This window comes from Escherichia sp. SCLE84, from assembly GCF_012584495.1.
Lineage (GTDB): Bacteria > Pseudomonadota > Gammaproteobacteria > Enterobacterales > Enterobacteriaceae > ECMA0423.
Window position 1 is genome coordinate 1813960 of sequence record NZ_CP051430.1, and the last position, 26314, is coordinate 1840273.

Sequence of the window (26314 nt, forward strand, 5' to 3'; positions counted from 1 at the left end):
TTTACTGCGAAAGTTTGTTAATGGAAAGGAAGCCGCCAAAGTTGCCGACGTTATTGCGGAACTTACAACCGCTCAGGCATTTGCTGCATTTATCCTTCGTGATATCGGACGTCGGCTGGTCATATTCATCCGCGACCGCCGGACCGTGATAACCGCACTCATCGCCGCGATAGGTCCAGGTGCAGGTGTTGGCCAGCATGATACGTCCCGGAAAAACAGCGCCATCCGTTTCCGTCGGCGTGGACAGTACAAAGGAGGCACTCACCGCGCTCAGTTCGCTGCACTGCTCGATGCGCCAGCGGCTGATCACCTCCTGCTCCGGATCGGCGTCGCTGTTTCCGTTGACGAAGTTCACCGCATCCAGAAAACGGGCGTAAACCTTACGCCGGACCACCGTTCCGCCGACCAAACTCTGCAGATCTTCCGCCATCCCGGTGACCATACCGTACAGGTTAGAAACCGTCAGCGTGGGGCGCGTACTGGTGCCTTTGCCATTCAGTTCAAGACCACTCCCCTGAATGGGATATGGCTGATACTGTCGCCCCTGCCAGGTGACCGGCTCACCTTTTTCGTTCTGCTCATTACAGAAAAAATAACGTTCTCCACCGACCTCTGTCAGGTCGATTTCCCATAGCACCACGCTGGCCGACTGCTCCGCACGGGTGCATTCATTCAGTGTTTCCTGCCGGATATCCTGCATCAGTTCACCACCTGTTCAAACTCTGCGCTGAACTCAACACGCAGCATACTGACCCGCGACGACCATTTTGCGCAGGTCACCTTTATCTGCCGCCACTCATAAGGCGGCGTCCACAGAAAGGCTTTCCAGCCCCCGTGCTCTTCCAGAAACGACTCCAGTACCGTGGCCTCCTCACGGGGGACAGAAAGCGTCACGCTGTACGTTTTCAGGTTGGCATTCAGCCCGGCAGGCGCTCGCTGGGAATAGCCATCACCAAAGCGCACCTTTCTTACAGAAGGGGACGAAGCCACATCCATACCGGGTTTCACTTTCCAGCGGAAGGTTTTCATCGTCCACCTCCGGAGAACAGACCACCATCGCGCATCTGCCCGGTCACAACATCCATTGCCGCCTTACGGGCTACGTCATAAACAGCCTTCAGTGCCTGTGGCCCTATCTGACCGTTCGTGCCGTCGTTGTTAATCACCACATGGTTATTCTGCTCAAACGTCCCGGACGCCTGCGACCGGCTGTCAGCCAGACTGCCCGGTGTACCGACATAACCACCGGTGGCATAGCCGCGCATCAGCCGGTAGAGATTCCCCACGCCAATCCGGCTGGTTGCCTCCTTCGTGAAGACAAATTCACCACGGTGAACAATCCCCGCTGGCTCATATTTGCCGCCGGTTCCTGTGAATCCTCCGGTTGCAAAATGGAATTTCGCCGCAGCGGCCTGAATGGCTGTACCGCCTGACGCGGATGCGCCGCCACCAACAGCCCCGCCAATGGCGCTGCCGATACTCCCGACAATCCCCACCATTGCCTGCTTAAGCAGAATTTCTGTCATCATGGACAGCACGGAACGGGTGAAGCTGCGCCAGTTCTGCTCACTGCCGGTCAGCATCGCTGCCATATTCTGTGCAATACCATCAAAGGTCTGCGTGGCTGCACTTTTTACCTGCGACATACTGTCCGTGGCGCTCTCTTCCCACTCACTCCAGCCGGACTTCAGGCCTGCCATCCAGCTCCCGCGAAGCTGGTCTTCAGCCGCCCAGGTCTTTTTCTGCTCTGACATGACGTTATTCAGCGCCAGCGGATTATCGCCATACTGTTCCTTCAGGCGCTGTTCCGTGGCTTCCCGTTCTGCCTGCCGGTCAGTCAGCCCCCGGCTTTTCGCATCAATGGCGGCCCGTTTTGCCCGTTGCTGCTGTGCGAATTTATCCGCCTGCTGCGCCAGCGCGTTCAGGCGCTCCTGATACGTAACCTTGTCGCCAAGTGCAGCCAGCTGGCGTTTGTACTCCAGCGTCTCATCTTTATGCGCCAGCAGGGATTTCTCCTGTGCAGACAGCTGGCGACGTTGCGCCGCCTCCTCCAGTACCGCGAACTGACTCTCCGCCTTCCACAAATCCCGGCGCTGCTGGCTGATTTTCTCATTTGCTCCGGCATGCTTCTCCAGCGTCCGGAGTTCAGCCTGAAGCGTCAGCAGGGCAGCATGAGCACTGTCTTCCTGACGATCGCCCGCAGACACCTTCACGCCGGACTGTTTCGGCTTTTTCAGCGTCGCTTCATAGTCCTTTTTCGCCGCCGCCATCAGCGTGTTGTAATCTGCCTGCAGAATTTTCCCGTCCTTCAGTGCCTTGTTCAGTTCTTCCTGACGGGCGGTATATTTCTCCAGCGGCGTCTGCAGCCGTTCGTAAGCCTTCTGCGCCTCTTCGGTATATTTCAGCCGTGACGCTTCAGTATCGCTCTGCTGCTGCGCATTTTTGTCCTGTTGACTCTGCTGTTCAGCCTTCTTTCTGGCGGCTTCAAGCGCAAGACGGGCCTTTTCACGATCATCCCAGTAACGCGCCCGCGCTTCATCGTTAACAAAATAATCATCCTTGCGCAGACTCCAGATGTCGTCCGCTTTCTTAAACGCAGCCTCTGCCTTAATCAGCATCTCCTGCGCGGTATCAGGACGACCAATATCCAGCACCGCATCCCACATGGATTTGAATGCCCGCGCTGTCCTGTCTGCCCAGGTCTCCAGCGTACCCATGTTCTCTTTCAGGCGGCGGGTCTGGTCATCAAACCCTTTCGTCGCGGCCTCGTTCGCCGCCTGCAATGCCCCGGCTTCATCGCCGGAACGCTGCAACTGAGCAACATACGCAATCTGCTCCGCCGTCACGTTATGGAACTGGCGTGCCATCGCTGTCAGCCCTGACGTCGGGTCTGTGGTCAGCTTCCCGAAGGCTTCAGCGACCTTGTCCACCTCCACGCCGGATGCAGAGGAGAAACGCGCCACACTCTGGCTGATGGATGCAATCTGAGCCTCACCGCTTACCCCCGCCTTAACCAGTGCGCTGAGTGACTCGCTGGTCTGGTTAAACGTCAGCCCTGCCGCCTGCCCGGCTCTGGACAGGACCAGCATACGATCTGCCGTCAGCCCCGACTGATTGCCGGAAAGGACCAGCGTTTTGTTGAAATCGGACAGGGTTGAGTTGCCCTGATACCAGGCATACGCCAGCGCACCGGTCGCCACCGCCAGCGAGGTGGCCCCCACCATCGGCAGGGTGATCGCACCGGCAAGCCCCCTGAACATGGGGATCATCCCGCCGAAGGAGTCCTTAACCTGACCACCCTGTTGCAGCAGGATCAGCCACGGACTTTGCCCGCCTGCAAGCTGCGTGGCCACGTCGGTGAACTGTGCAGGCAGCATACGCATGGCGGCTTTATACTGCCCGACGGAAATCCCCGCTTTCTGTGCAGCTAGCGCCTGTCGGCTCAGCGACTGTTCAACGACTGCCGCTGTTTTTTTCGCATCACTTTCCGTACCGGAAAAATGACGCCTGACTCTGGCCATCTGCTCGTCAAATCTGGCCGCATCCAGACTCAAATCAACGACCAGATCGCCTACCGGTTCAGCCATACCGGACTCCTCCTGCGATCCCTTCTGATACTGTCATCAGCATTACGTCATCCTCCGTCATGTCCGCCACATCCGGGGAAGTAGGGATAACTTCATTCCCGTCCGGGCCAAAGCGGACACCTCCGGCAAGCCCTGCCGCTTTCTGCATCAGCACATCATCTTCAGGCTCTTCGTCAGCCTCGCGCCGGTTCAGCAGACTGAAATCCAGCGGATGCATATCCGGATCGCTGAAAAACAGGCTGAGCACGGTGTATGTCAGCCCGGAAAAGTGCATATCCAGCAGAACATCATGAAAATAATGGGTACTGTAAAAGCGGTGCCAGTCGGCATACTCCGTGGATGACATCCCGGCAAGCATGGCGCGCCAGTCGGGTCGCCCCATCTCACGCGCCAGTTTCAGGGCAAAACTCAGCTCACCGTCGAACACTTTCCCGCAGAAACAGGCTCTGTAGGCCCGGCGTCATCTGCCTGTTCAGGGGCATTATTCACCACAAACTCAGACATTCCGGACAGACGTAACACCACGTTTTCAGCCTGAGCAATTGCCTCCGTGGGCCAGGTGGTAAGCACTTCCTGCTCAATCTGCGTAATGGCTTCATTCATGGACGGCAGCTTTGTCTTCTGCGGATGGTTATGCCACAGAGACATCGCCACCAGAAACGCCCCGCCTCTGATAAGATCCTCTACAGACACCTGCAGGTTGCCACTGGATTCAGCCTTTTTTTCCTGCTCTTTCAACCAGGCGAGATGCTCAATACGCTGCAGGGCTGACAGTTCAGAAAGCGTGACGGTCACGCCGTTATATTCAAATGATTCGGTTTTCAGAAACATCGCTGACTCTCCGGATTAACTGGCGGTGACGGTGATTTCTGCAACCGCAGCAAACTCACCATTACTGGATACAACCGGAATGTTGACCTTGCCTGCAGCAACGCCGTTCACGGTGATGGTCATACCACTGACCGACACGGTGGCTTTTGTTTTATCCGCAGACACCGCACGGAAGCTCTTGTCGGTTACACCTTCCGGCTGGAATGCCACGGTCAGCGTGGTGCTCTGCCCTTTCACTACGGAAGCACTGGCTGGCGTTACCGTCATGCCGGTTGCTGCCGTCACCGTACTGCGATCTTCAGCCATCGACGGGCGTCCCACATTGGTGACCTTCACCGTGCGGGTGATCACTTCCTTCGCCGTCACCGCTTTACCGATACTGCTGACCCAGCCACGGAACACATCGACCGTGCCGTTCGGGAAGCGGATTTTATAGGCACGGGTATCACCTTCATTAAACCACGCCAGCAGCGCCTGCTGCCCCTGCTCTCCGGGCATCCACGCCAGCGTGAAGCTGGTATCTCCGGCAGATTTCTGCCCCTGCCCGGTCGCAGTCCAGTCCGCATCTTCATCATCGAGATAGCTGTCGTCATAGGACTCAGCGGTCAGTTCGCCGGGTGTCAGGTCTTTAACTTTTGCCAGACGCGACCAGTCAACGTCTGAAAGCGGGTTCGCATAAGGGTCACCGTTCCCCTTATAAACCCACAGTGTGGTCCCGGCACCTTTCACCGGCATTGTTGGATTTGGTACAGGCATAGCGTCCTCACATTTCATAGGTAATGACATACGTCAGATCGGCTGAACTCCACAGGCCCGCATCATCGTCGCGCCGGTAGTCATAGCCACTGGCCACCATACTGGTGATCAAATCTGACAGTGCCGGGATATCGCTCATCACCGGATAAATCCGGGACTCCATCCACGAATCCAGCTCTGAATCCGGCACCTGAGCAGGCAGGAAAACTTCAATATGCAGCTCCGCCTGCCAGGTATCGCTGTCCAGCTCTTCGCCCGTGTATTCAGCGCCGGTGAGATAAACGGCAATTGCCGGAAAATCCGCCTCATCAAAAACAGCGGGGCGACCATCAAAAAGCGTCGCCCCGGTGTCATGCTTCTCCAGTGCATCCAGTACGGCTGCTCGGAGTTCAGTATGTTTCATCGCTTTATTACCATTCTCAGTTGATGCTGCAGCGCATAGCCCAGCTCTTTCGGAAGACGCTCACGCCGTATCCGCTCAATATTCTGTTTAAACGCCGTGGTCAGCGGCACCGCCATCGGGATTTTCACCACATCAATGGGGTAACGGTTTTTCCCGGCCACACGCTGCATGACATGCCACCGGCCATTTTTCAGTTGCTGAATAAACGCGCCGGGAATACGACGGTTTCCCACCACAAGCACGCTGCCGCCACCTTTCAGGGCTGAACGCTGCCCCTTTTTACGACGCCTGCGTCGGGACAGGACAATCCGCGCGTTACCCAGCTTTATTACGGGCAAATCCCCCCGGTTAACCTTGATTCTGGCCTGCGGGTTTTTGACCGTGGCCCTTTTCAGCCTGGCCCTTTCCTTTACCAGTTTCCGGCGTACCTTTGTCTCACGGGCAACCTGTGACGCCGACAGCGATATCGCGGATGAAGCAACGCGGTTAATGGCCATTGCGGCGGCACCAGGCACCGCCGTTCTGCTGATACGGCTGAGGTTTTCAACGGCCTGCTCAAGACCTTTTATGGCCATACATCCCCCTTTCAGCGGCGACGGTTAACGGCAGGCGGTACGCCCCGCCCAAGCCAGAGATGACAGCTTCCACCATCATCCGGCGAAACCCGGTCTATCCAGAAGTTTTCCTCACCGATGGTCAGCGTGTCTCCACGCCGCAGTTGCCGCACATCATCAGTCCGGACAAACAGGGACGGGCTGGAGCCTTCAACGCGCACGCCCTGTCCGGCATAGCTGATATTTTCAGGGTCATCAAAAACACCACGTATTACTGCGCCGGACTGCTCACCGGATGTCATGGTGGCTGACGTTCCCATGTACCCGCGTATCGTTTCATCGGCGCGGGCAATGGCAGCATCGAACAGGTTATCGAAATCAGCCACAGCGCCTCCCGTTATTGCATTCTGGCCAGGCCGCGCTCTGTCATTTCAACTGCCACACCGGCAGAGACACGGAACTCCGTTCCCGGCAGCACAAAATCCACAGGCTCATCCCGTGTGGCGTGAAGTGCATCGGTATGCAGCGTCACCAGTGCCACGACCGTGACCAGATCAGCCGTATCCTGAATTACGGTATCCGGCGGCTCTGATACCACCTCATTTTCATGCCCGGTCAGCGCATTTTCCGGGCTGACAGGCGTGTCCTGGCCGGAAGTGTCATCCGAGTCATCAAGCTCCTCTTCCAGCTCTGCCACACGGAGCGCCAGTTCTTCCTTCGTCCCCGTCAGGCTGACATCACGGTTCAGTTGCTCACCCAGCACCTTAAGACGGGCAATCAGTTCATCTTTCGTCATGGACTCCTCCACAGAGAAAATGGCCCCGAAGGGCCATGATTACGCCAGTTGTACGGACACGAACGCATCAGGGTCAGCCAGCAGCATCAGCGGTGCAGACTGAATCATGGTGAACTCACGCGCCGGATCGCCGGTGGTCACCCAGTTTTTCGGGTAGCGGGCAGAGGCGTTAATGCCTTCGCGCTGTGCGTCCGCATCCTGAATGCAGCCATAGGTGCGCAGACCGCGTGCCTGAGTGTTCCCCAGCACCATCGTGTTGTCCGGCAGGAAGTTCTTTTTGACGTCTTTTTCCACGTACTGTCCGGAATACACGACGATCGCCGTATCGCCATACATCCCCTTATAGGACACCGCTTCGCCCAGGTCTTTTACCGCTGTCTCCAGCTCGGAATTAGAGCCGCGACGGGTATCCAGCTTCTCCTTGACGGCTTTGAAGGAACGGAACAGCGCCCAGCCTTTCGGATCAAACACGATGATATTCACCACACCGCTGGCGTTCAGCGCGTAGGCTTCGATATCGTCGGTCGGGTCATACGTGGACTTGTCACGCTTGCTCCACTCCGTGCCGCCGGACTGTGTGATGTTATTCGCCGCACTGCGGCCCATATCCACCTCAACCGGCTCGAAGGCTTCACCGGTCATGGTGTATTTGCCCTTGAGCACGGCAGAAACGGCCTGCATCTCTTCGACCTGAGCAATGGCCAGCTCTTCGTCTCGCATGTTCTGCATGATGATGCGACGGCGGCGGTAAGCCGGGTCCGCCAGATTCTGTGGATCTTCATCCGGCAGGCGACGCAGGGTCATCTGCGGATTCACCTCATGCTTCGGCTTGACATATCCCGGCGTAAACTCAGAGGTGGAGCCGCCACGGGAGCGGATAACCTCACCGGAAACAATCGGCGAAACGTACAGCGCCATGTTTACCAGTCCCGGAATTTGTGAGAGATAGACTTTCTCCGTGGTGAAGGGATAGCTCTCACGGAAAAAGAGACGCAGAAACAGCGGATCAAACTTAAATTTCTGCTCATTTGCCGCCAGCAGCTGGGCGGTTGTGTACATCGACATAAAAAAATCCCGTAAAAAAAGCCGCACAGGCGGCCTTTAGTGATGAAGGGTAAAGTTAAACGATGCTGATTGCCGTTCCGGCAAACGCGGTCCGTTTTTTCGTCTCGTCGCTGGCAGCCTCCGGCCAGAGCACATCCTCATAACGGAACGTGCCGGACTTGTAGAACGTCAGCGTGGTGCTGGTCTGGTCAGCAGCAACCGCAAGAATGCCAACGGCAGCACCGTCGGTGGTGCCATCCCACGCAACCAGCTTACGGGTGGAGGTATCCAGCATCAGCGGGGTCATTGCAGGCGCTTTCGCACTCAATCCGCCGGGCGCGGTTGCCGTATGTGCCGGGTCACTGTTGCCCAGCGGCTGGTAATGGGTAAAGGTTTCTTTGCTCGTCATAAACATCCCTTACACTGGTGTGTTCAGCAAATCGTTAACGGCATCAGATGCCGGGTTACCTGCAGCCAGCGGTGCCGGTGCCCCCTGCATCAGACGATCCAGCGCAGTGTCACTGCGCGCCTGTGCACTCTGTGGTGCAGCTGCCAGAATGCGGCGGGCCGTTTCCACGGTCATACCGGGGGTTTCGGCCAGCACGCGTGCCTGTTCTTCACGTCCGTGAGCCTCCTCACAGTTGAGGATCCCCATAATGCGACTGTTTTCTGCCGCAACCGCTGCGGTGATCTGCGCGTTTACGTCCGGCTGCGCCGCGCTGGCGTTCTCGCCCTCCGTCGCTTGCACCACGCCAGTAACGTCAGCCTGCGAAGCAGTGGCTGAAACAGTTGTTGATTGAGTCTCTTTGGTCATTCGCCCTCCTGAGAGACGGGATTTACGTGCATCCAGTGCATCACGCATGACGGTGATCGCATCGGTACTGTTAACAAGTTCATCAGCCAGTCCGGCATCAATGGCCTCCTGACCGCTGTACACTGCAGCCTCGGTATCCAGCACAGCCTGCACAGACAGGCCGGTATATGCCGACACCTTCTGTGCAAACATCCGGCGGGTTGCATCCATCCGGGACTGCAGTGTTTCCCGGACATCATCCGGTAGATGGCTGTAGGGGTTGCCATCCACCTTATGGCTGCCGCTGTAAATCAGCGTGATTTCCACGCCCTGTTTCTCCAGCGCAGCGCCGTAATTACTGTGAGCCATCATGACGCCGATGGAGCCTGTCCGGGCGGTCTGCGTGACCAGACGCCGGGAGGCGGCACTGGCAAGCAGCTGACCTGCGCTGCAGTTCATGTCATTGACCAGCGCCCATACCGGCTTTATGTCACGCACACGGGCGATGATGTCAGCGCAGTCAAATGCCCCCGCCACCATTCCGCCTGGCGTATCCATATCGAGCAGAATGCCGTCCACCATCGGGTCACTGGCAGCCTGTTGCAGACGGGCGATAATGCCGTTGTAACCGGTCATTCCCGAATACGGCTGCAGCGCCCGCGTCCGGCTGACCAGCGTACCGGACACCGGCAGCACGGCGATGCCGTTCATGACCTGATAACTGCGGGCCTGTCGTGGTCCGTCATCATCACCGGATAACGCCAGCGCCGCGGGTGCCTCTCCGGCAGTCAGGCTGTCGCCGGATACTGCATCCGTCAGGCGGCTGATCCCAAGCTGGCCTGCAAGCGCACAAAAGAAAACCCGCGCATAGGCGGGTTCAAGCATCAGCGGCTCATTAAAAGCCATGCTGGCAATATGCGGGAGATTACGCAGCTCTGCTGTCACTCTTCTCCTCCTCTGTTGATTGTCGCAGCCCGGATTCAAATGCCGCAGCCGCCCAGGCGGGCGGTTTAAGACCAGCCGCGCGGCGCTCCATCGTTTCACGGACCTGCTGGGCAAAAATTTCCTGATAGTCGTCGCCGCGTTTTGCGCACTCTTTCTCGTAGGTGCTCAGTCCGGCTTCTATCAGCATCACCGCTTCCTGTACTTCTTTCAGACCATCGATGGCCATACGACCGGAGCCTATCCAGTCACAGTTCCCCCAGGCACTGCGGGCTTCCTGAAAACTGAAGCGCGCTTTTGAAGGTAACGTCACCACGCGGCGAACGATGGCCTCTTCCAGCCAGCACAGAAACATCTGGCTCGCCTGACGGGATGCGACGAATTTTCGCCGCCCCATAAAGTACGCCCACGACTCGTTCGCACTGGCCCGTGCCGTGGAGTAGCTCATCTGGGCGTAATTCCGGGAAAGCTGCTCATACGAGACACCCAGCCCGGCAGCGATATACCGCAGCAGTGACTGCTCAAAAACGGAGTAGCCATTATCCGTGTCCTGAGCCGTCTGCAGGTTCAGTGAGTCACCCGGCATCAGGTGAGGCACTTTTGCGCCTCCCAGCCGGACCGGTGCTGCGGCGTAATACGCGGCAATTTCACCAATCCAGCCCGTCAGCCTTTCCCGCTGCTCCTGACTGTTCGCGCCCAGAATAAAATCCATCGCTGACTGCGTATCCAGCTCACTTTCAATGGTGGCGGCATACATCGCCTTCACAATGGCGCTCTGCAGCTGCGTGTTCTGCAGCGTGTCGAGCATCTTCATCTGCTCCATTACGCTGTAAAACACATTTGCACCGCGGGTCTGCCCGTCCTCCACGGGTTCAAAAACGTGAATGAACGAGGCGCGCCCGCCGGGTAATTCACGGGGTATCCATGTCCATTTCTGCGGCATCCAGCCAGGATACCCGTCCTCGCTGACGTAATATCCCAGCGCCGCACCGCTGTCATTAATCTGCACACCGGCACGGCAGTTCCGGCTGTCGCCGGTATTGTTCGGGTTGCTGATGCGCTTCGGGCTGACCATCCGGAACTGTGTCCGGAAAAGCCGCGACGGACTGGTATCCCAGGTGGCCTGAACGAACAGTTCACCGTTAAAGGCGTGCATGGCCACACCTTCCCGAATCATCATGGTAAACGTGCGTTTTCGCTCAACGTCAATGCAGCAGCAGTTATCCTCGGCAAACTCTTTCCATGCCGCTTCAACCTCGCGGGAAAAGGCACGGGCTTCTTCCTCCCCGATGCCCAGATAGCGCCAGCTTGGGCGATGACTGAGCCGGAAAAAAGACCCGACGATATGATCCTGATGCAACTGGATGGCGTTGGCGGCATAGCCGTTATTGCGTACCAGATCGTCTGCGCGGGCATTGCCACGGGTAAAGTTGGGCAGCAGGGCTGCATCCACACTTTCACTCGGTGGGTTCCACGCCCGCAACTGCCCACCAAATCCGCTGCCACCGCCGTGATAACCGGCATATTCACGCAGCGATGTCATGCCGTCCGGCCCCAGAAGGGTGGGAATGGTGGACGTTTTCATACATAAAATCCTGCAGGTCCCCTGCGTCGCTGTGTCATGCCGGTCTGCACTTCCAGCTCCGCAATGTATTTTTTCAGGTCAGACACGGAAGTGGCCGTAAACTCCACTCGCCGTCCGTCTTTCTGTACCGTTGCCACCCGTTTTCCTGTCATCAGGTCATGCAGTGCCGCACGGGCAGCGGCAAGTTCTTCCTGTCGCGTCATTCATCCTCTCCGGATAAGGCACGGGCGTAATCTGCCAGTGTTTTCTTGTTGGTTGCTGCACCATCCTCTTCCTGCAGGCTCGCCAGCAGTGCACTGAGATCCAGCTGCCAGCGGGAAATACTGATGCGCAGCGCCGCCAGCGCATAAACGAAGCAGTCGAGCGCCTCATTGCGTCGCTTTTTGCTGTCCCACAGTATTTTTTTCCTGCCATCCACCCATTTTTCGACCTGCTCTTCAGCAGTCAGCTGCTGCGCTTCGGTCAGATCAAAAATATCCGGGTTATTCGGGAAGTGAACGGCACCGGGAAGCGGTTCATCCCCTTCCGGCGTCAGTGTGAAGCGGTTATAAATCTGCTCTTTCGCGGTATCCGTACCGATTTCGGTAAGGTAAACCCCGTTTTTGTTTCGCTTACGTGGCATGCTGGCCACTGGCTTTCCGTAGACGGATGCCCCTTTAATGGGGATCACCCGGAACAGCCCATGCTTTTTCGAGCGTTCATACACAATGGTCGGGTCAATCCCGCCAGTATCCCAGCAGATACGGGATACCGACATTTCTGCACCATTCCGGCGGGTATAGGTTTTATTGATGGCCTCATCCACACGCAGCAGCGTCCGTTCATCGTCGTGGCGGCCCATAATAATCTGCCGGTCAATCAGCCAGCTTTCCTCACCCGGCCCCCATCCCCATACGCGCATTTCGTAGCGGTCCAGCTGGGAGTCGATACCGGCGGTCAGGTAAGCCACACGGTCAGGAACGGGCGCTGAATAATGCTCTTTCCGCTCCGCCATCACCTCAGCATCCGGACGTTCGCCAATTTTCGCTTCCCATGTCTCACCGAGCGTGGTGTTCACGAAGGTTTTACGTTTTCCCGTATCCCCTTTCGTCTTCATCCAGTCTTTGACAATCTGCACCCAGGTGGTGAACGGGCTGTACGCCGTCCAGATGTGAAAGGTCACACTGTCCGGCGGCTCAATCTCTTCACCGGATGACGAAAACCAGAGAATGCCATCACGGGTCCAGATCCCGGTCTTTTCGCAGATATAACGGGCATCAGTAAAGTCCAGCTCCTGCTGGCGGATGACGCAGGCATTATGCTCGCAGAGATAAAACACGCTGGAGGGGTCATCCGGCGTCCATTTGAGGCCAAACGGCGTCTCTTTGTCGCCAAATTTAAGATACTGCTCCTCCCCGCAGTGCGGGCAGGCAACATGAAAACGCATAAAATGCGGGGATTCACTGGCTGCACGCTCAATCTGGCAGGTGCCTCTCACTTTGGGCGTGGAGCCACGGATGGACTTTGGCCAGACCGAGCCTTCAATACGTTTGTCGCCAAGGAACGTCGGAGAGCCTTCCTGTTCAATATCCTCATCAAAGGCAGCAAGTTCATCATAACCCGCCACATCCACCGACTTTTCACGGTAGTTTTTTGCCGCTTTACCGCCCAGGCACCAGAAGCCACGACCATTGGAAAAACGCTTCATAGTGAGCGTGTTATCCCGGTGCTTTTTGCCATACCACGGAGCCAGCGCCAGCAGCGACGGAATATCGCGGATGGTCGGCTCAACGTGGGTTTTCATAAAGTTCTCGGCATCACCATCCGTCGGCAACCAGATAAGGGTGTTGCGCTGCTTATGCTCTATAAAGTAGGCATAAACACCCAGCAGCATTTTGGAATAACCGACACGGGCAGACTTCACCACATTCACCTCACGGATGTAGTCGCTGCCCATCGCATTCATGATGGCCCGCTGAAAGGGCAGTGTTTCCCAGCGCCCTTCCTGGTATGCGGATTCTTTTGGGAGATAGTAATTGGCATCCGCCCATTCAACGGCGGTCTGTGGCTCCGGCCTGAACAGTGAGCGAAGCCCGGCGCGGACAAAATGCCGCAGCCTGTTAACCTGACTGTTCGATATATTCACTCAGCAACCCCGGTATCAGTTCATCCAGCGCGGCTGCTTTGTTCATGGCTTTGATGATATCCCGTTTCAGGAAATCAACATGTCGGTTTTCCAGTTCCGGAAAACGCCGCTGCACCGACAGGGGGATCCCGTCGAGAATACTGGCAATTTCACCTGCGATCCGCGACAGCACGAAAGTACAGAATGCGGTTTCCACCACTTCAGCGGAGTCTCTGGCATTTTTCAGCTCCTGTGCGTCGGCCTGCGCACGCGTAAGTCGATGGCGTTCGTACTCAATAGTCCCTGGCTGGAGATCTGTCTCGCTAGCCTGCCGCAGTTCTTCAACTTCCCGGCGTAGCTTTTCGTTCTCAATTTCAGCATCCCTTTCGGCATACCATTTTATGACGGCGGCAGAGTCATAAAGCACCTCATTACCCTTGCCACCGCCTCGCAGAACGGGCATTCCCTGTTCCTGCCAGTTCTGAATGGTACGGATACTCGCACCGAAAATGTCAGCCAGCTGCTTTTTGTTGACTTCCATTGTTCATTCCACGGACAAAAACAGAGAAAGGAAACGACAGAGGCCAAAAAGCTCGCTTTCAGCACCTGTCGTTTCCTTTCTTTTTAGAGGGTATTTTAAATAAAAACATTAAGTTATGACGAAGAAGAACGGAAACGCCTTAAACCGGAAAATTTTCATAAATAGCGAAAACCCGCGAGGTCGCCGCCCCGTAACCTGTCGGATCGCCGGAAAGGACCCGCAAAATGATAATAATTATCATCTACATGTCACAACGTGCATCTACGCCATCAAACCACGTCAAATAATCAATTATGACGCAGGTATCGTATTAATTGATCTGCATCAACTTAACGTAAAAACAACTTCAGACAATACAAATCAGCGACACTGAATACGGGGCAACCTCATGTCAACGAAGAACAGAACCCGCAGAACAACAACCCGCAACATCCGCTTTCCTAACCAAATGATTGAACAAATTAACATCGCTCTTGAGCAAAAAGGGTCTGGGAATTTCTCAGCCTGGGTCATTGAAGCCTGCCGTCGGAGACTAACGTCAGAAAAGAGAGCATATACATCAATCCAAAGTGATGATGGATGAACATCCCGGTTTCTTCCACCATCGCACCGGAAAAGCGACTATGAGGGTAACCCTGCGTCTGTCAGCACAGTAAAACCCGGTGTGCATCGTTTTTGATTATTCCCGCACACTCACGCAGAAGGAATTCCCCGTCGGGCTACGGTCATGGTTAATGCGGGAATACGGCGACGATACAGCGCAGCTAAAAGGGTAATGGACAGATAGAGCGGTTTATTTCATTCCACAGGATTCTGAGTGCCCCCCTCCTCCAATAGGCTGAGCATCCACCTATATAGTTTTAATTTTCATCAATCCATTTAACTATCGTTTAATTGTTGTCACATAGGATTCTGCCGTTTTTAACAATGCAGGATAATAAGATGAAAAAAATGTTGTTTTCTGCCGCTCTGGCAATGCTTATTACAGGATGTGCTCAACAGACGTTTACTGTTGGAAACAAACCGACAGCAGTAACACCAAAGGAAACCATCACCCATCATTTCTTCGTTTCGGGAATTGGACAGGAGAAAACTGTTGATGCAGCCAAAATTTGTGGCGGCGCAGAAAATGTTGTTAAAACAGAAACCCAGCAAACATTCGTAAATGGATTTCTCGGTTTTATTACTTTAGGCATTTATACTCCGCTGGAAGCGCGTGTGTATTGCTCACAATAATTGCATGAGTTGCCCATCGATATGGGCAGCTCTATCTGCACTGCTCATTAATATACTTCTGGGTTCCTTCCAGTTGTTTTTGCATAGTGATCAGCCTCTCTCTGAGGGTGAAATAATCCCGTTCAGCGGTGTCTGCCAGTCGGGGGGAGGCTGCATTATCCACGCCGGAGGCGGTGGTGGCTTCACGCACTGACTGACAGACTGCTTTGATGTGCAACCGACGACGACCAGCGGCAACATCATCACGCAGAGCATCATTTTCAGCTTTCGCATCAGCTAACTCCTTCGTGTATTTTGCATCGAGCGCAGCAACATCACGCTGACGCATCTGCATGTCAGTAATTGCCGCGTTCGCCAGCTTCAGTTCTCTGGCATTTTTGTCGCGCTGGGCTTTGTAGGTAATGGCGTTATCACGGTAATGATTAACAGCCCATGACAGGCAGACGATGATGCAGATAACCAGAGCGGAGATAATCGCGGTTACTCTGTTCATTGCTGACCCCACAAACAGATTTCACGCTCAATCTCACGACGAGTCATGAGACCTTTCCATTGCTTACCGCCAGCATATGTCCAGCGACGTAGCTGATCACATGCGCCTTTGATATCGCCCTGGTTTATTTTGCGAAGAAGCGTCGATGTTCTGAAATTGCCAGCACCCACGTTGTAAACGAATGAGTAAAGAGCGCCGCGCATTGTTTCCGGTATATCGACTTTGATGTACGGGTTAATTTGTCTGGCGACCGTGGCAAGGTCTTTATTCAGGAGGGCTTTGCATTCTGCTTTGGTATACGTTTTACCGAGCATGATGTCTTTTCCTGTATGCCCGTGACATACAGTCCATACACCAACAATATCTTTGTATGGTATGTAGCTGACACCTTCCAGACCATCGTTACCACTTGGGCCAGTGATTAACACTGATGCTATAGCAATTGCTCCGCCACCAATAGCAGCAGCAACGGCTTTTCGTAATGATGGAGGCATTATTCACCTCTCGCAGCCTTGCGCTTATCTTCTTTAATCTTGAAATAAAGGTTTGTCAGGTACGTCAGCAGGCCAAATACCAGGCTACCCAGCACACCTATTGCTGCCCACTGTGAGGGCGTGACTTTATCGAGCAGCTGTAAAAACCAGTAACCGGCACTACCTGCTGAGGTGCCATAGGCGACACCCGTTGTTAACTTATCCATGGATTTCATAACCCCACCTCGCAGACAAAGCGGGTGTAAATTGAGGGAATACAACGTATCGCAAAAAAGCAGAAACGTAACAGACTCGGAGTCAGTGAATAACTCAGGTATTGAGTTATCAGCTAATATCGAGACTCAAAAAATGGAAAAACCAGCTCGACGGCGGGTTTAAGCTGTGTGACGAAGTAACCACTCTTAACAGCATAACCAATTTTTTACGTACGTAAACCACTGAATGATATTTATGAGAATGCTACCGAGTGTTCAAAACACCACCACAAATACATAAGAAAACCTCAACAAATAACCAATAAATAATTTCCGGCGTTATTTTTAGTTAATTTAAATTAAACCACCGAATTATACCCCCCCCATAAATAACAGCCATTAATATAAATTAGCTAATAGGTTTATTTTTGTTCAAATAAGAGCCATAAATAGGTTTCGATAGAAAAAGTTCAGATAAAAATAGAGATCTACTTCACAAATTAAATGAGAAACTAAAACTTACATCTTGAAATAATCACATTGATTAGATGAATATTTATCGCGCAGTGACATCATTTTTTAATAATAGTTCAAAAAAAAGGGCTCACGATGAAAAAATTAACAGTGGCAATTTCTGCTGTAACTGCATCAGTACTGATGGCGATGTCTGCTCAGGCAGCTGAAATTTATAATAAAGACAGTAACAAGCTGGATCTGTACGGAAAAGTTAATGCCAAGCACTACTTTTCCTCTAACGATGCAGATGATGGTGATACTACTTATGTTCGTCTGGGCTTCAAAGGCGAAACCCAAATCAACGATCAGCTGACTGGTTTCGGTCAGTGGGAATATGAATTCAAAGGCAACCGCGCTGAATCTCAAGGTTCCTCCAAAGACAAAACCCGTCTTGCATTTGCAGGCCTGAAATTCGGTGACTACGGCTCAATCGATTACGGCCGTAACTACGGTGTAGCATACGACATCGGTGCGTGGACTGACGTTCTGCCAGAATTCGGTGGCGATACCTGGACCCAAACAGATGTGTTCATGACTGGTCGCACCACTGGTGTTGCAACCTATCGTAACAACGACTTCTTTGGTCTGGTTGATGGTCTGAACTTTGCTGCTCAGTACCAAGGCAAAAACGATCGTAGCGATTTCGATAACTACACCGAAGGTAACGGTGATGGCTTCGGTTTCTCTGCTACCTATGAATACGAAGGGTTCGGTATCGGTGCAACTTATGCGAAATCTGATCGTACCGACACTCAAGTTAATGCAGGGAAAGTTCTTCCTGAAGTATTTGCTTCCGGTAAAAATGCAGAAGTTTGGGCCGCAGGTCTGAAATATGACGCTAACAACATTTACCTGGCCACTACCTATTCTGAAACCCAGAATATGACTGTATTTGCTGATCACTTCGTTGCTAATAAAGCTCAAAACTTCGAAGCTGTTGCACAATATCAGTTCGATTTCGGTCTGCGTCCGTCCGTTGCTTACCTGCAATCTAAAGGTAAGGATCTTGGAGTATGGGGCGATCAGGACTTAGTCAAATATGTTGATGTAGGTGCAACCTATTACTTCAACAAAAATATGTCTACTTTCGTTGATTACAAAATCAACCTGCTTGACAAAAATGACTTCACTAAAGCACTCGGTGTAAGCACTGATGACATCGTTGCTGTAGGTCTGGTTTACCAGTTCTAATCTGATTACGAAAAAGATATGTTGCGGGAGGCTTTGCCTCCCCAACATATAAGTGGCTCCCTCAAGCCACTTCCTTTAGGAGCACAACCTTGCTTCTAACTATATAAACCTTCTGTTATATATTACCCTTTATTTTTGGGGGCGTTGCAACGCCCCATTTTTAATAATTTTTAGTAAACAATTGGCATATTAATTAGAGTTATTAACAACGATATCCATCTCTAACCGGATATCTAATGCCATTAACATCCCTTCAATTATGCCCTCAGCCTTCTGTAACCTTTTCCCGATATAACCATCAGAGCAGCAATGCTTACCTGCCAGTGACATGAATGTCATACCGACTACATAATAATCTACTAATAAATCGTGCAAATCGCTGTTGTTCTTTTTCAGACGGGCCATGCACCCGCAAATGATCATCGCGTCATCGTCACAACATTGCGGGCGAGATTTTACTTTTGAAGGAATTAATCCCTTAAAACCGGCGGCAATGGACGACCAGGTCACATCTTCATGATTATTAGCCGCCCACGCTCCCCAACGCTCAAGAACCATCTGAATATCACGCATCAACTTACTCCACAAAAATCAGACCAGAACGCCAATTACAAGCAAAAATCAACAAAACAGTATTAGTTGATTGTTATCTCTGACTTCATACTCCTGCTCCTGTCAGGGTTTTGGCGTAATTCTTCAGTATTCGGTAATCGGTCAAAACAGAACCGGGGAAACGATATAAGCGCAGACGCCCCCAGCGGTGGCGAAGAAGTTCTGCCATATTAAACTCAAACATCATTCATTCCCCATTTCGGTGATGGTCAGTTCCAGCCTCCCACCTTTGGTAACAGGCATCTTCACAACGCGGTAATCAACGACCTGAGCATCATCCAGCCAGAAACCTGCTTTAGTGAGTGCGTCAAAAGCGGCTTTTTGCAGATTATCCAGGTCACGGCGACGGCGATCCGGCATGTGGCACTCAATGCGGATTTTCACAGGCATAGCCAGGCCGATATCCAGCATTGCGTTTTTAATGATTCGGGCGACGTTATCGCGGTATGCCTGCCCCTCTGCGCTGACGTGCGTGCGCCCGCGATTATGGCGGTAATAGCGATTATTGCTCGGAGGCCAGGGTAATGTGATACTGTAGGTATTCACGCCTTAATAACCCCCTCTTTCAGCCAGATAACCTGTGTTCTCGCCATACCTTCCAGCGCGCATTCTTTTGCATATGCAGCATCGACAAAATGTGTGCGGCGGTCGATTTCGTCGTGGCAGGCAGAACATGCAATGGTGGCAATCAGGTCTGGCGGTTTGATACCGGTACCGCACAATCCAGCCAGCCGGATATGTGCCAGTACAGACGTTTCAGAATTGCCATTACATACGCCAGGGATTCTTACCTGGCATTCCCGACCACGCGCTGCTTTTCTCAAATCAGCCATGATTCCTCCTTGCTGCCAGTCGCAACCATTTTTTATCAACCAGGCTAGCGGTATATCCGAGCAGTGTTGGTATTTCGGATGGCTTCGGCTCAGGCTTACGCTTACGACGATTTGATACTCTGTAGATGTGTCCGTTCATGACACGAATAAGCGGTGTAGCCATTACGCCTCCTGCTTGTCACGGAGCAGCTGGAACTCGCAGCTCTGCGGAATAGTCAGGTGGCAGCCAATATTCACCGCCCAGGCTTCAACCTTACACAGGAAGACATACATCTCTCCGATATCAAGATCGGAGGTATGGCGTAACGACTGGATAGTGGTGATATCACCGGTTACGACATCAACCAGGTCTTTGGTTTCATAACCGAGATATGTGTGTTTGAGAGCATCTTTTACCCAAGCTGGAGTGGCGAACGTTTTACCCCTGTTGATGAGGTATTCACTGATTTCGCTGTACCACATGTGGCTGAGTGCATTCTGGGAAAGACTGCGTTTCTCACGCCACGGTTTAAGCACCATGCGAAAGCATTTGCCCTCCTCCAGATAAGGCTGGATCTGCCGACCGATAGCGGTGAAGTTACCGCGATGTAATTTGATGCCATCTTGTGGGAGATTCACGCTTCACCTCCGCAGAGGTCAAACGCTGGATACAATATATCGCAGGTGCATTTCTGCATCTGTGGAGGGAGAAGAGAGTTTGGATTGTGTGTGCGCATAAACGTCCCCGTTTAGCGCAGAAGTCACCGGAGTTGTTCAGGCTCCGATGACATGATTATGGCGAGTTGATTATCGCAAATCAAAGGTTTTAATTGTGCTTTATTCCTTCAAGCGTTGCCTTCATACCAACCAAAGAAATGTTTAGCTCTCCAACTTTCTCAGGGCTATATAATTCAGAATGAAGCCAATATTCTGATTTATCTAAACATCTTTTAGCCAGCTCTCGATCAAAGTCTACGACTTGGGAAGACGCTTCATACCAAAGCCTATAAAGTTTTTCTTCTTCGTTTGGGTTATTAGGCTCACCACGTTTTAATTTTTCAGTATATAAAATTGTTGAACAAATCGCAGGAGTTAATCCAGTGATTGCCCTCTGCCGCAGATCGGATTTGTTTGTTATCCACCCCAACAGACGATCTCCCATCCATGTGATAATTGTATCCATGCTTTAGCCCTTCTTAGTAAATAGTGTGTAGGGCGACTGAAGGACCGAGTTTATGCTTTTTCGCATTGCTTTCAGTTAGTACACCGGTATCGCACCGGAAACAATCCTACGGCAAATTGGTTGTCTGACCTCTCGGTTTTTCGTGCATTAACCGATACCCACTACAGTCTCGGCGAAAGCTGCACACCCCCAGGGTGTACTGGTAGCACTCGGCACAGCCTAGCACGCCACTTTCTTCTCACTATCCAGTCTAATTTTATCCCCTAGTCAGACACTCAGATGTAGTGCTCCGCAGCGGCATGCGGGGGAATACAAAAACTCGGACAAAATTGGGCCCTCCTTTTTGAATCACTCGCGGGGATGTAGTTATTAATACATGGAAAAAGATCTGTTTTCAAATCCAACATTATATGGTTTCAATACCACGGGGTGGCTATGTGTTTCTCATTGTTAATTGGAATCTACTGTAATCGATCCGAACGTAAATGCGGCAAAACTCGACTCCACTTATCATCCTGCCACGGCCGGAATTTTACATGTGCCGTTTCTCTGGCAAGGATTGCCTGTGCCTTATTGAGTATCTGGGGATATTCTTGCTCGATAGAAGTGAAGCGACCAGCTTCACGATGCTCCGCAACCTGAAGAAGAGGAGTAACGTTCTGGTAGGTAATTAACATCACATTCCCTGCTCGCCATAACCAGGCGAGTGTGCAAAGTTCGTTATCAGTGAATTGTTTTGTGATTGGGGATTGTTGAACTGCTAGAACGAGAACGCCAGCATCCATTGGCAGTCCCTATAGTAAAACCATAGCTCAGGACGCTTCGTTCAGGATAGATAATTTTATTGTACTTACCTAACTTTCTTACTATAGCACGGTTGAAAAAGTGATTATTACTCAAAAATAAACCTCACCATCAACCATATATTTGAGAGCACTTATCGCCTGCTGGGCGGATATTACTTTCATTAAAGGATAGTGTTTAAAAACAATGCCATTCATAAAATAGATATCACAGGTTTTATTATCCGTATTAATTATGATTTTTTCGAATGTTTTATAGGCAAGTGTACGGCATAACTCTCGTCCATTTTTACTGGTTAAGTCAATAGCATAAAAATCACTGAATGAATTTACACCTTTACTCTTCAAAGTTTTCAATGATACCGAAGCCCTTCTTAATTCCTTATCTAATAGTCTTATTTTCTCTGCTATAGCGGTAACTTCAGGCGCGACAGACAATGCAACGATTAAATTATTAATTTTCATCTGAAGCTCAATAATTTTTAACTCTAAAGTTTCATTAGCATCTTTCTTGTTTTCAACTGGTTGAATTTTGCTACAATTAAAAAGCAATTCATTAATGATATTATAATCAACCAAATCTCTTTTTATTGATGGCCTGTCACATCGATGTAATCTTCTCATCGGACAAACATAATAGCCATGCAAACTTCCAGATACCGCATGAACAATCATGGTATTACCACAAGCCTCACACTTCATAACTGTTCGAAGTAGATTTATTAGCATAGGATTCTTGCTACTATTGCTAATACCAAAAGGTGCCAACCGAATTTCCTGTACAGCGTAAAACAAATCATCTGATATGACTCTGGGATAATAGCCAGCGATTTCACTTATCCCTTTCCCTCTTGCACGATATGAAGGTACGCATATACCTATCAGAGCTTTATTCGCTAATAATTTTTCAATTACAGAAGGTCCCCATGCACTTTCTTTTCCTGAGAAATTCTTTACAGCATGATCATTTAAATACTTGGCTATTGCATTCAATGAGCGCCTTTCCATCCTGAGTTTAAAAATTAGCTCAATAGTTTTCACCCTGTCGGGGTCTGGAACAAAAGCCGTTCTTTTGTCATCTAAGGAGAGCCATCTCGGACAAGACGCCGTCATAATCGTACCTGATTCCAGTGCATCCTGCCGTTTTTTCTTCCATGATAATTTAACCCGACTTGACTTTATCTCGCTTTCTTCATTTGCCCTTTGTGCTATAAGTATGGCTTTTATTAATGAATATGGCTCATTCAAAGAGTCAATATTATAGACTGTATTGTCGCAAAGAGTTATAACATCAATACCGTGATTCAAAATTAATTTCAGACGTTCAATCGCTTCACCGACTTTTTCTCTTGAAAGTCTGTCCAGACTTTCAACTAACAATGTAGTTCCTGGCAATATATAACCATGCTCTATAGCATCTAAAAATTCCGAAAAAGCTCCTGATTGTGCATGCTTTCCTTTGAATGCACTTAATCCTAAATCTTCATATGTTATGGTATCAAGATAATAATCACTATTTACCTTTAACCATTCAGCAATAAGTCTTCTCTGTCGGTTTAATGAGTCACCAGACATCTGACCTGGTGATGAAAATCGCATATATGCTATGGCTTTTTTCATGGTGACACCTGCTAACGTATGCTTTTATAAACCTTAGTGGTGGGATATAATTTTTGTTTAATTTTTATTTAAAAAAACAATTAAGGTCACATTATCTTGAATATACAACAATAATCGTATTGCAATTTTCTTACGCCATAATCTTGAAAGCACAAAAGAACACATAAAAAAAATAAAGACATTAACAAAAAGCATAAAACGAGGCTCATATAAATATAAGAGCCTCCATATTTTAGTCGTTTAGAAACAAATTATTTTTAATGTGGTGTGCTTCGTGACAATAGATTAATAACCAACACACCGGCACAAATCAACATCATGCCTATAATGGCTGGCAGGTCCAGCCGTTGGCCGAAAAGTCCCCATGACAGTAAGCTAATCAGGACAATACCGACTCCTGACCAGATAGCATAAGCAATCCCTGTAGGAATATAAGCCAGCGTCTGAGCTAATAACCAGAATGATGCACAATAACAAATAATTGTACCAACAGATGGCCATAACCGTGTAAAACCTTCTGAAAACTTCATTAAGGTTGTACCAATGACCTCTGCAAGTATTGCACCACCAAGATAAATATAAGGGTTCATAGCATATTCTTTCCTGTTCAAACTGGAGAGAATTGTACTACAGTTTGAACTCAACTCACCTGTTTCATCATTGTGTACCCATTGATGTTCTTTTATATACCCTCAATACCCGTTTCATCGCGGCACTCTGGCGACACTCCTTAAAAATCAGATTCGTGCTCACCTTTCCTTCCCGTTCTTCTCTGGTAGCGAACCGGTAATACACCGTTCGCCAGACCTTACCATCAACGACCAGGATTCCTGCCCGCGCCATTTTAGCCGCAGCCTGATTTATGCTGGTTACGGTTGCGCCTGTTACCGCGGCAACGTCCTGTGCACAGAAGCTCTTATGCGTCCCCAGGTAATGAATAATTGCCTCTTTGCCCGTCATACACTTGCTCCTTTCAGTCCGAACTTAGCTTTAATTTCTGCGATCTTCGCCAGAGCCTGTGCACGATTTAGAGGTCTACCGCCCATAACAGGAAGTTGTTTTACTGGTTCAGGTATCGTCTCACCACGGTTAATTCGCGCTGTCATACAGGTCAGTTCATCGGCAGCCTTGCGCCGTAATTCCGCGTCAGTCAGCGCATTGGCCCGCATGTTCTGGTACAAGTTGGTAACCAACCAGTAATGCGCGTTCGATTTCCACGGATAAGACTCTGCATCCGGATACAGGCCACGCTTCCGGCAATACTCGTAAACCATATCAACCAGCTCGCTGACGTTTGGCAGCCCGGCGTTAACAGATGCTTCTTCCCGGCACCAGGCGACAAACTGCCCGGGTGATGGCAGGAATGGTCGATTCTGCCGACGGGCTACGCGCATTCCAGCGTTAACCTGTTCCATTGTGGTGATCCCGTTTTCCCGGAAAGCCAGAACCCACTGGCGGCGGATTTCGTTCAGTTCATTCTGGTCACGGTTAGCCAGGCTCGCCGGGAAAGTTGCCAGTAACTGGCTGAACACACCGTTGATGATCTGCGCTACCTGCTGTACCTGTGGCTTTTCGTCGTACTGTTCCGGCATGTTGTTGGCGATCCGGCGCATCTGCTCACAGTCAAAGTTAACCATCTGTGCGGCGATGTTTTTCATAGCTCCACCCCGTAAATCCAGTCAGTGTTCGTCAGGTCGAGTTTTGGTTTGCCGGCTGTCACGCCAGCCTGTTGCTTGTTTCGGTTGATTTCGAGCTGGGTCCACTTGTCGCGGAGTTTGGCCGGACTTAGCACGTTACCGGACCAGAAGTTGTCCTGGCATGCCCAGCGGAACAGCACGCACATGTCGCGGTGGTTACGTCCGTCACGTTCACGCATCAGGCGGATATCGTTAGCCCACCCTGCAAAATTCGGTTTTCTGGCTGATGGCGCGATGGTCTTCACCATGTCAAACATCCACTCTGCGGCGGTCAGGTCTTCTGCTGTCCCCCACTTGCTGCCGCTCTGAATTGCAGCATCCGGTTTCACCACAGGAAGATCGTTTTCTGGTTGGTCAGAGGATTCGCCAGAATTCTCGGACGAAAAAGGTTTTATATTGTCTTTTGTTAGTTTGTCTTTTGTGTTTACCTGATTCGGGTAAACGCCTTTACCTGATTTGGGTAAACTTTTTTTACCTGATTCAGGTAAATTTACCTCTTTCAGGTAAACTTTATTTTTCTTACCTGATTCGGGTAATGTTGACCATTCACTGACCACATTATTAATGCCGGTATTCCGCCCGCTCTGAATAAAAATCCCACGCTTTACCAGAACACTTTTTGCAGCAGAACACTTGTGCGGCAATATCCCGGTTAATTCGGAAAGTTGCTCGTTGCTAACCCAATCCAGTTTTTTATTAAAGCCATATGTTTTGCGCATGACAGCCAGAAAGACCAGAAGCTGGTGCTGTGTTAATCCGGCCAGCATCACAGCTTCCAGCAACTCATTTGCAATGCGCGTATAACCATCATCGAGATCTGCCACGCGCGGCTCCTTTTGTGCCGCATCCGGCACTGGAAAATTGAATATCTCAGCAGTGTTTGCCATAATTCCTCCCGCAATGAGTGTGTTACGATTTGCACCTGAAAGTCGGTTCTGTTCCAGCAGACCGGCTTTCGCCATTTCTGAACCTGTCATATCGCCCCCAGCATGGTAGTAACCATCGCCATCAATGGACCAGCCAGATCTGGGTCCACACGAAACATCGACACAATACCTTCACTAATTTCCTTCAGTTTCTGGTGGCGTGGTGCGTTGAGAATGACAGCCTGTTTTGCCTCACTGAGTTCCTTTTCCATTTCAGCCAACCTAGCCATGAAGCTATCCTGCTCAACCAGGTAACCGCGATATTCCAGCGGTAGTACCGCCAGAATTGCCGGGGTCAGTTCACGCACGTTATTTCGGTATTTTTCAGAATCGAATTTGTTATCGAGGAAGCGGAACAGCTTCTGGCGTGCACGGCTGACATCATCAGGGAAATCGATGGTGCCGCCGCCCTGCTCCCGATACTCATTCACAATGAGTGTGGCAACGACATCCTGATTATCTACAGCCGACCAGGCGCGGACGGCATCACGGATTTTTTCGTGGCCTGGCACCTGTTTTGTTTGAGAACGATTTATCACCGCAGTCGGGCTAAATCCGCTAGTCTGTTGGTATGTAAGTGGTTGCATAATTGACTCCTTTA

38 protein-coding genes and 1 pseudogene are annotated in these 26314 nt (G+C 51.1%); 3 read left to right on the forward strand and 36 right to left on the reverse strand.

The window, feature by feature from the left end; all coding sequences use genetic code 11:
- Nucleotide 1: 1 nt before the first annotated feature.
- The 17 genes from HGD79_RS08955 to HGD79_RS09035 are packed head-to-tail and all read right to left on the reverse strand — an operon-like array spanning nt 2 to nt 13936.
- On the reverse strand, nt 2-700 hold the full coding sequence (locus tag HGD79_RS08955) for a phage minor tail protein L (protein WP_001152652.1): 699 nt from the start codon (nt 698-700) through the stop codon (nt 2-4).
- A complete protein-coding gene (locus tag HGD79_RS08960) occupies nt 700-1029 on the reverse strand; it encodes a phage tail protein (protein WP_000847362.1) in 330 nt (109 codons plus the stop codon). Before HGD79_RS08960 ends, HGD79_RS08955 begins: the two co-directional genes overlap by 1 nt.
- Nucleotides 1026-3587: a phage tail tape measure protein gene (locus HGD79_RS08965; protein ID WP_000840260.1), complete on the reverse strand. Its 2562-nt coding sequence runs from the start codon at nt 3585-3587 to the stop codon at nt 1026-1028. The genes HGD79_RS08960 and HGD79_RS08965 overlap by 4 nt, the downstream gene beginning before the upstream one ends.
- Nucleotides 3580-4014, reverse strand: a complete 435-nt coding sequence (locus HGD79_RS08970) for a phage tail assembly protein T (RefSeq protein ID WP_000459458.1) — start codon at nt 4012-4014, stop codon at nt 3580-3582. The genes HGD79_RS08965 and HGD79_RS08970 overlap by 8 nt, the downstream gene beginning before the upstream one ends.
- A complete protein-coding gene (locus HGD79_RS08975) occupies nt 3996-4418 on the reverse strand; it encodes a phage minor tail protein G (RefSeq protein WP_000479206.1) in 423 nt (140 codons plus the stop codon). Before HGD79_RS08975 ends, HGD79_RS08970 begins: the two co-directional genes overlap by 19 nt.
- A gap of 15 nt (nt 4419-4433) precedes the next feature.
- The gene (locus HGD79_RS08980; protein ID WP_001360166.1) at nt 4434-5174 is read right to left on the reverse strand and encodes a phage tail protein; all 741 of its coding nucleotides are present in this window, start codon (nt 5172-5174) and stop codon (nt 4434-4436) included.
- A gap of 7 nt (nt 5175-5181) precedes the next feature.
- On the reverse strand, nt 5182-5577 hold the full coding sequence (locus HGD79_RS08985; protein ID WP_000683128.1) for a phage minor tail U family protein: 396 nt from the start codon (nt 5575-5577) through the stop codon (nt 5182-5184).
- Nucleotides 5574-6152 (reverse strand): phage tail protein, encoded by a 579-nt coding sequence (locus HGD79_RS08990; RefSeq protein ID WP_000975111.1) that lies wholly within the window; start codon nt 6150-6152, stop codon nt 5574-5576. The genes HGD79_RS08985 and HGD79_RS08990 overlap by 4 nt, the downstream gene beginning before the upstream one ends.
- Before the next feature lie 11 nt (nt 6153-6163).
- On the reverse strand, nt 6164-6517 hold the full coding sequence (locus tag HGD79_RS08995; RefSeq protein ID WP_000752996.1) for a head-tail joining protein: 354 nt from the start codon (nt 6515-6517) through the stop codon (nt 6164-6166).
- 11 nt (nt 6518-6528) lie between these two features.
- Entirely contained in the window at nt 6529-6927 is a 399-nt protein-coding gene (locus HGD79_RS09000) for a DNA-packaging protein FI (RefSeq protein ID WP_000158854.1), read from the reverse strand.
- A gap of 39 nt (nt 6928-6966) precedes the next feature.
- Nucleotides 6967-7992, reverse strand: coding sequence for a major capsid protein (locus tag HGD79_RS09005; protein WP_000063288.1), 1026 nt, complete (start codon nt 7990-7992; stop codon nt 6967-6969).
- Nucleotides 7993-8047: 55 nt separating this feature from the next.
- On the reverse strand, nt 8048-8380 hold the full coding sequence (locus tag HGD79_RS09010; protein ID WP_001299443.1) for a head decoration protein: 333 nt from the start codon (nt 8378-8380) through the stop codon (nt 8048-8050).
- A gap of 9 nt (nt 8381-8389) precedes the next feature.
- Nucleotides 8390-9709 carry a S49 family peptidase gene (locus HGD79_RS09015; RefSeq protein ID WP_168848370.1) on the reverse strand — a complete coding sequence of 440 codons (1320 nt, stop codon included), beginning with the start codon at nt 9707-9709 and terminating at the stop codon, nt 8390-8392.
- Nucleotides 9690-11291, reverse strand: coding sequence for a phage portal protein (locus tag HGD79_RS09020; RefSeq protein ID WP_168848371.1), 1602 nt, complete (start codon nt 11289-11291; stop codon nt 9690-9692). Before HGD79_RS09020 ends, HGD79_RS09015 begins: the two co-directional genes overlap by 20 nt.
- Entirely contained in the window at nt 11288-11494 is a 207-nt protein-coding gene (locus tag HGD79_RS09025) for a gpW family protein (protein WP_000198149.1), read from the reverse strand. The genes HGD79_RS09020 and HGD79_RS09025 overlap by 4 nt, the downstream gene beginning before the upstream one ends.
- The gene (locus HGD79_RS09030; protein WP_139496554.1) at nt 11491-13416 is read right to left on the reverse strand and encodes a phage terminase large subunit family protein; all 1926 of its coding nucleotides are present in this window, start codon (nt 13414-13416) and stop codon (nt 11491-11493) included. The genes HGD79_RS09025 and HGD79_RS09030 overlap by 4 nt, the downstream gene beginning before the upstream one ends.
- Nucleotides 13391-13936, reverse strand: a complete 546-nt coding sequence (locus HGD79_RS09035) for a DNA-packaging protein (RefSeq protein ID WP_000453587.1) — start codon at nt 13934-13936, stop codon at nt 13391-13393. The genes HGD79_RS09030 and HGD79_RS09035 overlap by 26 nt, the downstream gene beginning before the upstream one ends.
- 388 nt (nt 13937-14324) lie before the next feature.
- On the opposite strand from HGD79_RS09035, the gene HGD79_RS09040 reads away from it, so the two are divergent.
- A complete protein-coding gene (locus HGD79_RS09040) occupies nt 14325-14519 on the forward strand; it encodes a YlcI/YnfO family protein (RefSeq protein WP_001307652.1) in 195 nt (64 codons plus the stop codon).
- Nucleotides 14520-14878: 359 nt separating this feature from the next.
- A complete protein-coding gene (iss, locus tag HGD79_RS09045) occupies nt 14879-15172 on the forward strand; it encodes an increased serum survival lipoprotein Iss (protein WP_000738421.1) in 294 nt (97 codons plus the stop codon).
- 90 nt (nt 15173-15262) lie between these two features.
- Here iss and rzoD read toward each other — a convergent pair whose 3' ends face one another.
- The 3 genes from rzoD to essD form a co-directional block, all read right to left on the reverse strand.
- Entirely contained in the window at nt 15263-15445 is a 183-nt protein-coding gene (gene rzoD, locus HGD79_RS09050) for a prophage lysis lipoprotein RzoD (protein WP_001228695.1), read from the reverse strand.
- 216 nt (nt 15446-15661) lie between these two features.
- A complete protein-coding gene (gene rrrD, locus HGD79_RS09055; RefSeq protein WP_001135277.1) occupies nt 15662-16159 on the reverse strand; it encodes a lysozyme RrrD in 498 nt (165 codons plus the stop codon).
- Complete coding sequence (essD, locus tag HGD79_RS09060) at nt 16159-16374, reverse strand: phage lysis protein EssD (RefSeq protein WP_000839596.1); 216 nt, start codon at nt 16372-16374, stop codon at nt 16159-16161. Before essD ends, rrrD begins: the two co-directional genes overlap by 1 nt.
- A 588-nt stretch (nt 16375-16962) precedes the next feature.
- Here essD and HGD79_RS09065 point away from each other — a divergent pair.
- Nucleotides 16963-18060, forward strand: coding sequence for a porin (locus HGD79_RS09065; protein ID WP_139496555.1), 1098 nt, complete (start codon nt 16963-16965; stop codon nt 18058-18060).
- A 189-nt stretch (nt 18061-18249) separates the two neighbouring features.
- On the opposite strand, the gene quuD is transcribed toward HGD79_RS09065, so the two are convergent.
- The 16 genes and pseudogenes from quuD to HGD79_RS09145 all read right to left on the reverse strand — a co-directional run bounded on the left by quuD (nt 18250) and on the right by HGD79_RS09145 (nt 26300).
- Complete coding sequence (gene quuD / locus HGD79_RS09070; protein ID WP_001204780.1) at nt 18250-18633, reverse strand: antitermination protein QuuD; 384 nt, start codon at nt 18631-18633, stop codon at nt 18250-18252.
- An 85-nt stretch (nt 18634-18718) separates the two neighbouring features.
- Complete coding sequence (locus HGD79_RS09075) at nt 18719-18859, reverse strand: YlcG family protein (protein WP_000971055.1); 141 nt, start codon at nt 18857-18859, stop codon at nt 18719-18721.
- Nucleotides 18856-19218 (reverse strand): crossover junction endodeoxyribonuclease RusA, encoded by a 363-nt coding sequence (rusA, locus tag HGD79_RS09080; RefSeq protein WP_001099712.1) that lies wholly within the window; start codon nt 19216-19218, stop codon nt 18856-18858. Before rusA ends, HGD79_RS09075 begins: the two co-directional genes overlap by 4 nt.
- Nucleotides 19215-19505 (reverse strand): DUF1364 domain-containing protein, encoded by a 291-nt coding sequence (locus HGD79_RS09085; protein WP_000774488.1) that lies wholly within the window; start codon nt 19503-19505, stop codon nt 19215-19217. Before HGD79_RS09085 ends, rusA begins: the two co-directional genes overlap by 4 nt.
- Nucleotides 19498-19668 carry a NinE family protein gene (locus HGD79_RS09090; RefSeq protein WP_000224919.1) on the reverse strand — a complete coding sequence of 57 codons (171 nt, stop codon included), beginning with the start codon at nt 19666-19668 and terminating at the stop codon, nt 19498-19500. Before HGD79_RS09090 ends, HGD79_RS09085 begins: the two co-directional genes overlap by 8 nt.
- The gene (gene ybcN / locus HGD79_RS09095; RefSeq protein ID WP_001053032.1) at nt 19668-20123 is read right to left on the reverse strand and encodes a DNA base-flipping protein YbcN; all 456 of its coding nucleotides are present in this window, start codon (nt 20121-20123) and stop codon (nt 19668-19670) included. Before ybcN ends, HGD79_RS09090 begins: the two co-directional genes overlap by 1 nt.
- Nucleotides 20120-20221, reverse strand: coding sequence for a hypothetical protein (locus HGD79_RS09100; RefSeq protein ID WP_072130332.1), 102 nt, complete (start codon nt 20219-20221; stop codon nt 20120-20122). Before HGD79_RS09100 ends, ybcN begins: the two co-directional genes overlap by 4 nt.
- Nucleotides 20222-20310: 89 nt before the next feature.
- Nucleotides 20311-20667, reverse strand: a complete 357-nt coding sequence (locus HGD79_RS09105) for a hypothetical protein (RefSeq protein ID WP_000379698.1) — start codon at nt 20665-20667, stop codon at nt 20311-20313.
- 461 nt (nt 20668-21128) lie between these two features.
- Nucleotides 21129-21452, reverse strand: coding sequence for a P22AR C-terminal domain-containing protein (locus tag HGD79_RS09110; protein WP_032351880.1), 324 nt, complete (start codon nt 21450-21452; stop codon nt 21129-21131).
- A gap of 111 nt (nt 21453-21563) precedes the next feature.
- Entirely contained in the window at nt 21564-23090 is a 1527-nt protein-coding gene (locus tag HGD79_RS09115; protein ID WP_000709083.1) for a recombinase family protein, read from the reverse strand.
- A 57-nt stretch (nt 23091-23147) separates the two neighbouring features.
- A pseudogene (gene ylcJ, locus HGD79_RS09120) lies at nt 23148-23299 on the reverse strand (protein YlcJ).
- Nucleotides 23300-23347: 48 nt separating this feature from the next.
- Complete coding sequence (gene emrE, locus HGD79_RS09125) at nt 23348-23680, reverse strand: multidrug efflux SMR transporter EmrE (protein ID WP_001070451.1); 333 nt, start codon at nt 23678-23680, stop codon at nt 23348-23350.
- A 67-nt stretch (nt 23681-23747) separates the two neighbouring features.
- Entirely contained in the window at nt 23748-24050 is a 303-nt protein-coding gene (locus HGD79_RS09130) for a protein ren (protein WP_000145915.1), read from the reverse strand.
- On the reverse strand, nt 24047-24748 hold the full coding sequence (locus HGD79_RS09135; RefSeq protein ID WP_000788813.1) for a replication protein P: 702 nt from the start codon (nt 24746-24748) through the stop codon (nt 24047-24049). The genes HGD79_RS09130 and HGD79_RS09135 overlap by 4 nt, the downstream gene beginning before the upstream one ends.
- Nucleotides 24745-25764: a replication protein gene (locus HGD79_RS09140; RefSeq protein ID WP_000147893.1), complete on the reverse strand. Its 1020-nt coding sequence runs from the start codon at nt 25762-25764 to the stop codon at nt 24745-24747. Before HGD79_RS09140 ends, HGD79_RS09135 begins: the two co-directional genes overlap by 4 nt.
- On the reverse strand, nt 25761-26300 hold the full coding sequence (locus HGD79_RS09145) for a toxin YdaT domain-containing protein (RefSeq protein ID WP_001182903.1): 540 nt from the start codon (nt 26298-26300) through the stop codon (nt 25761-25763). Before HGD79_RS09145 ends, HGD79_RS09140 begins: the two co-directional genes overlap by 4 nt.
- Between the last annotated feature and the right edge of the window lie 14 nt (nt 26301-26314).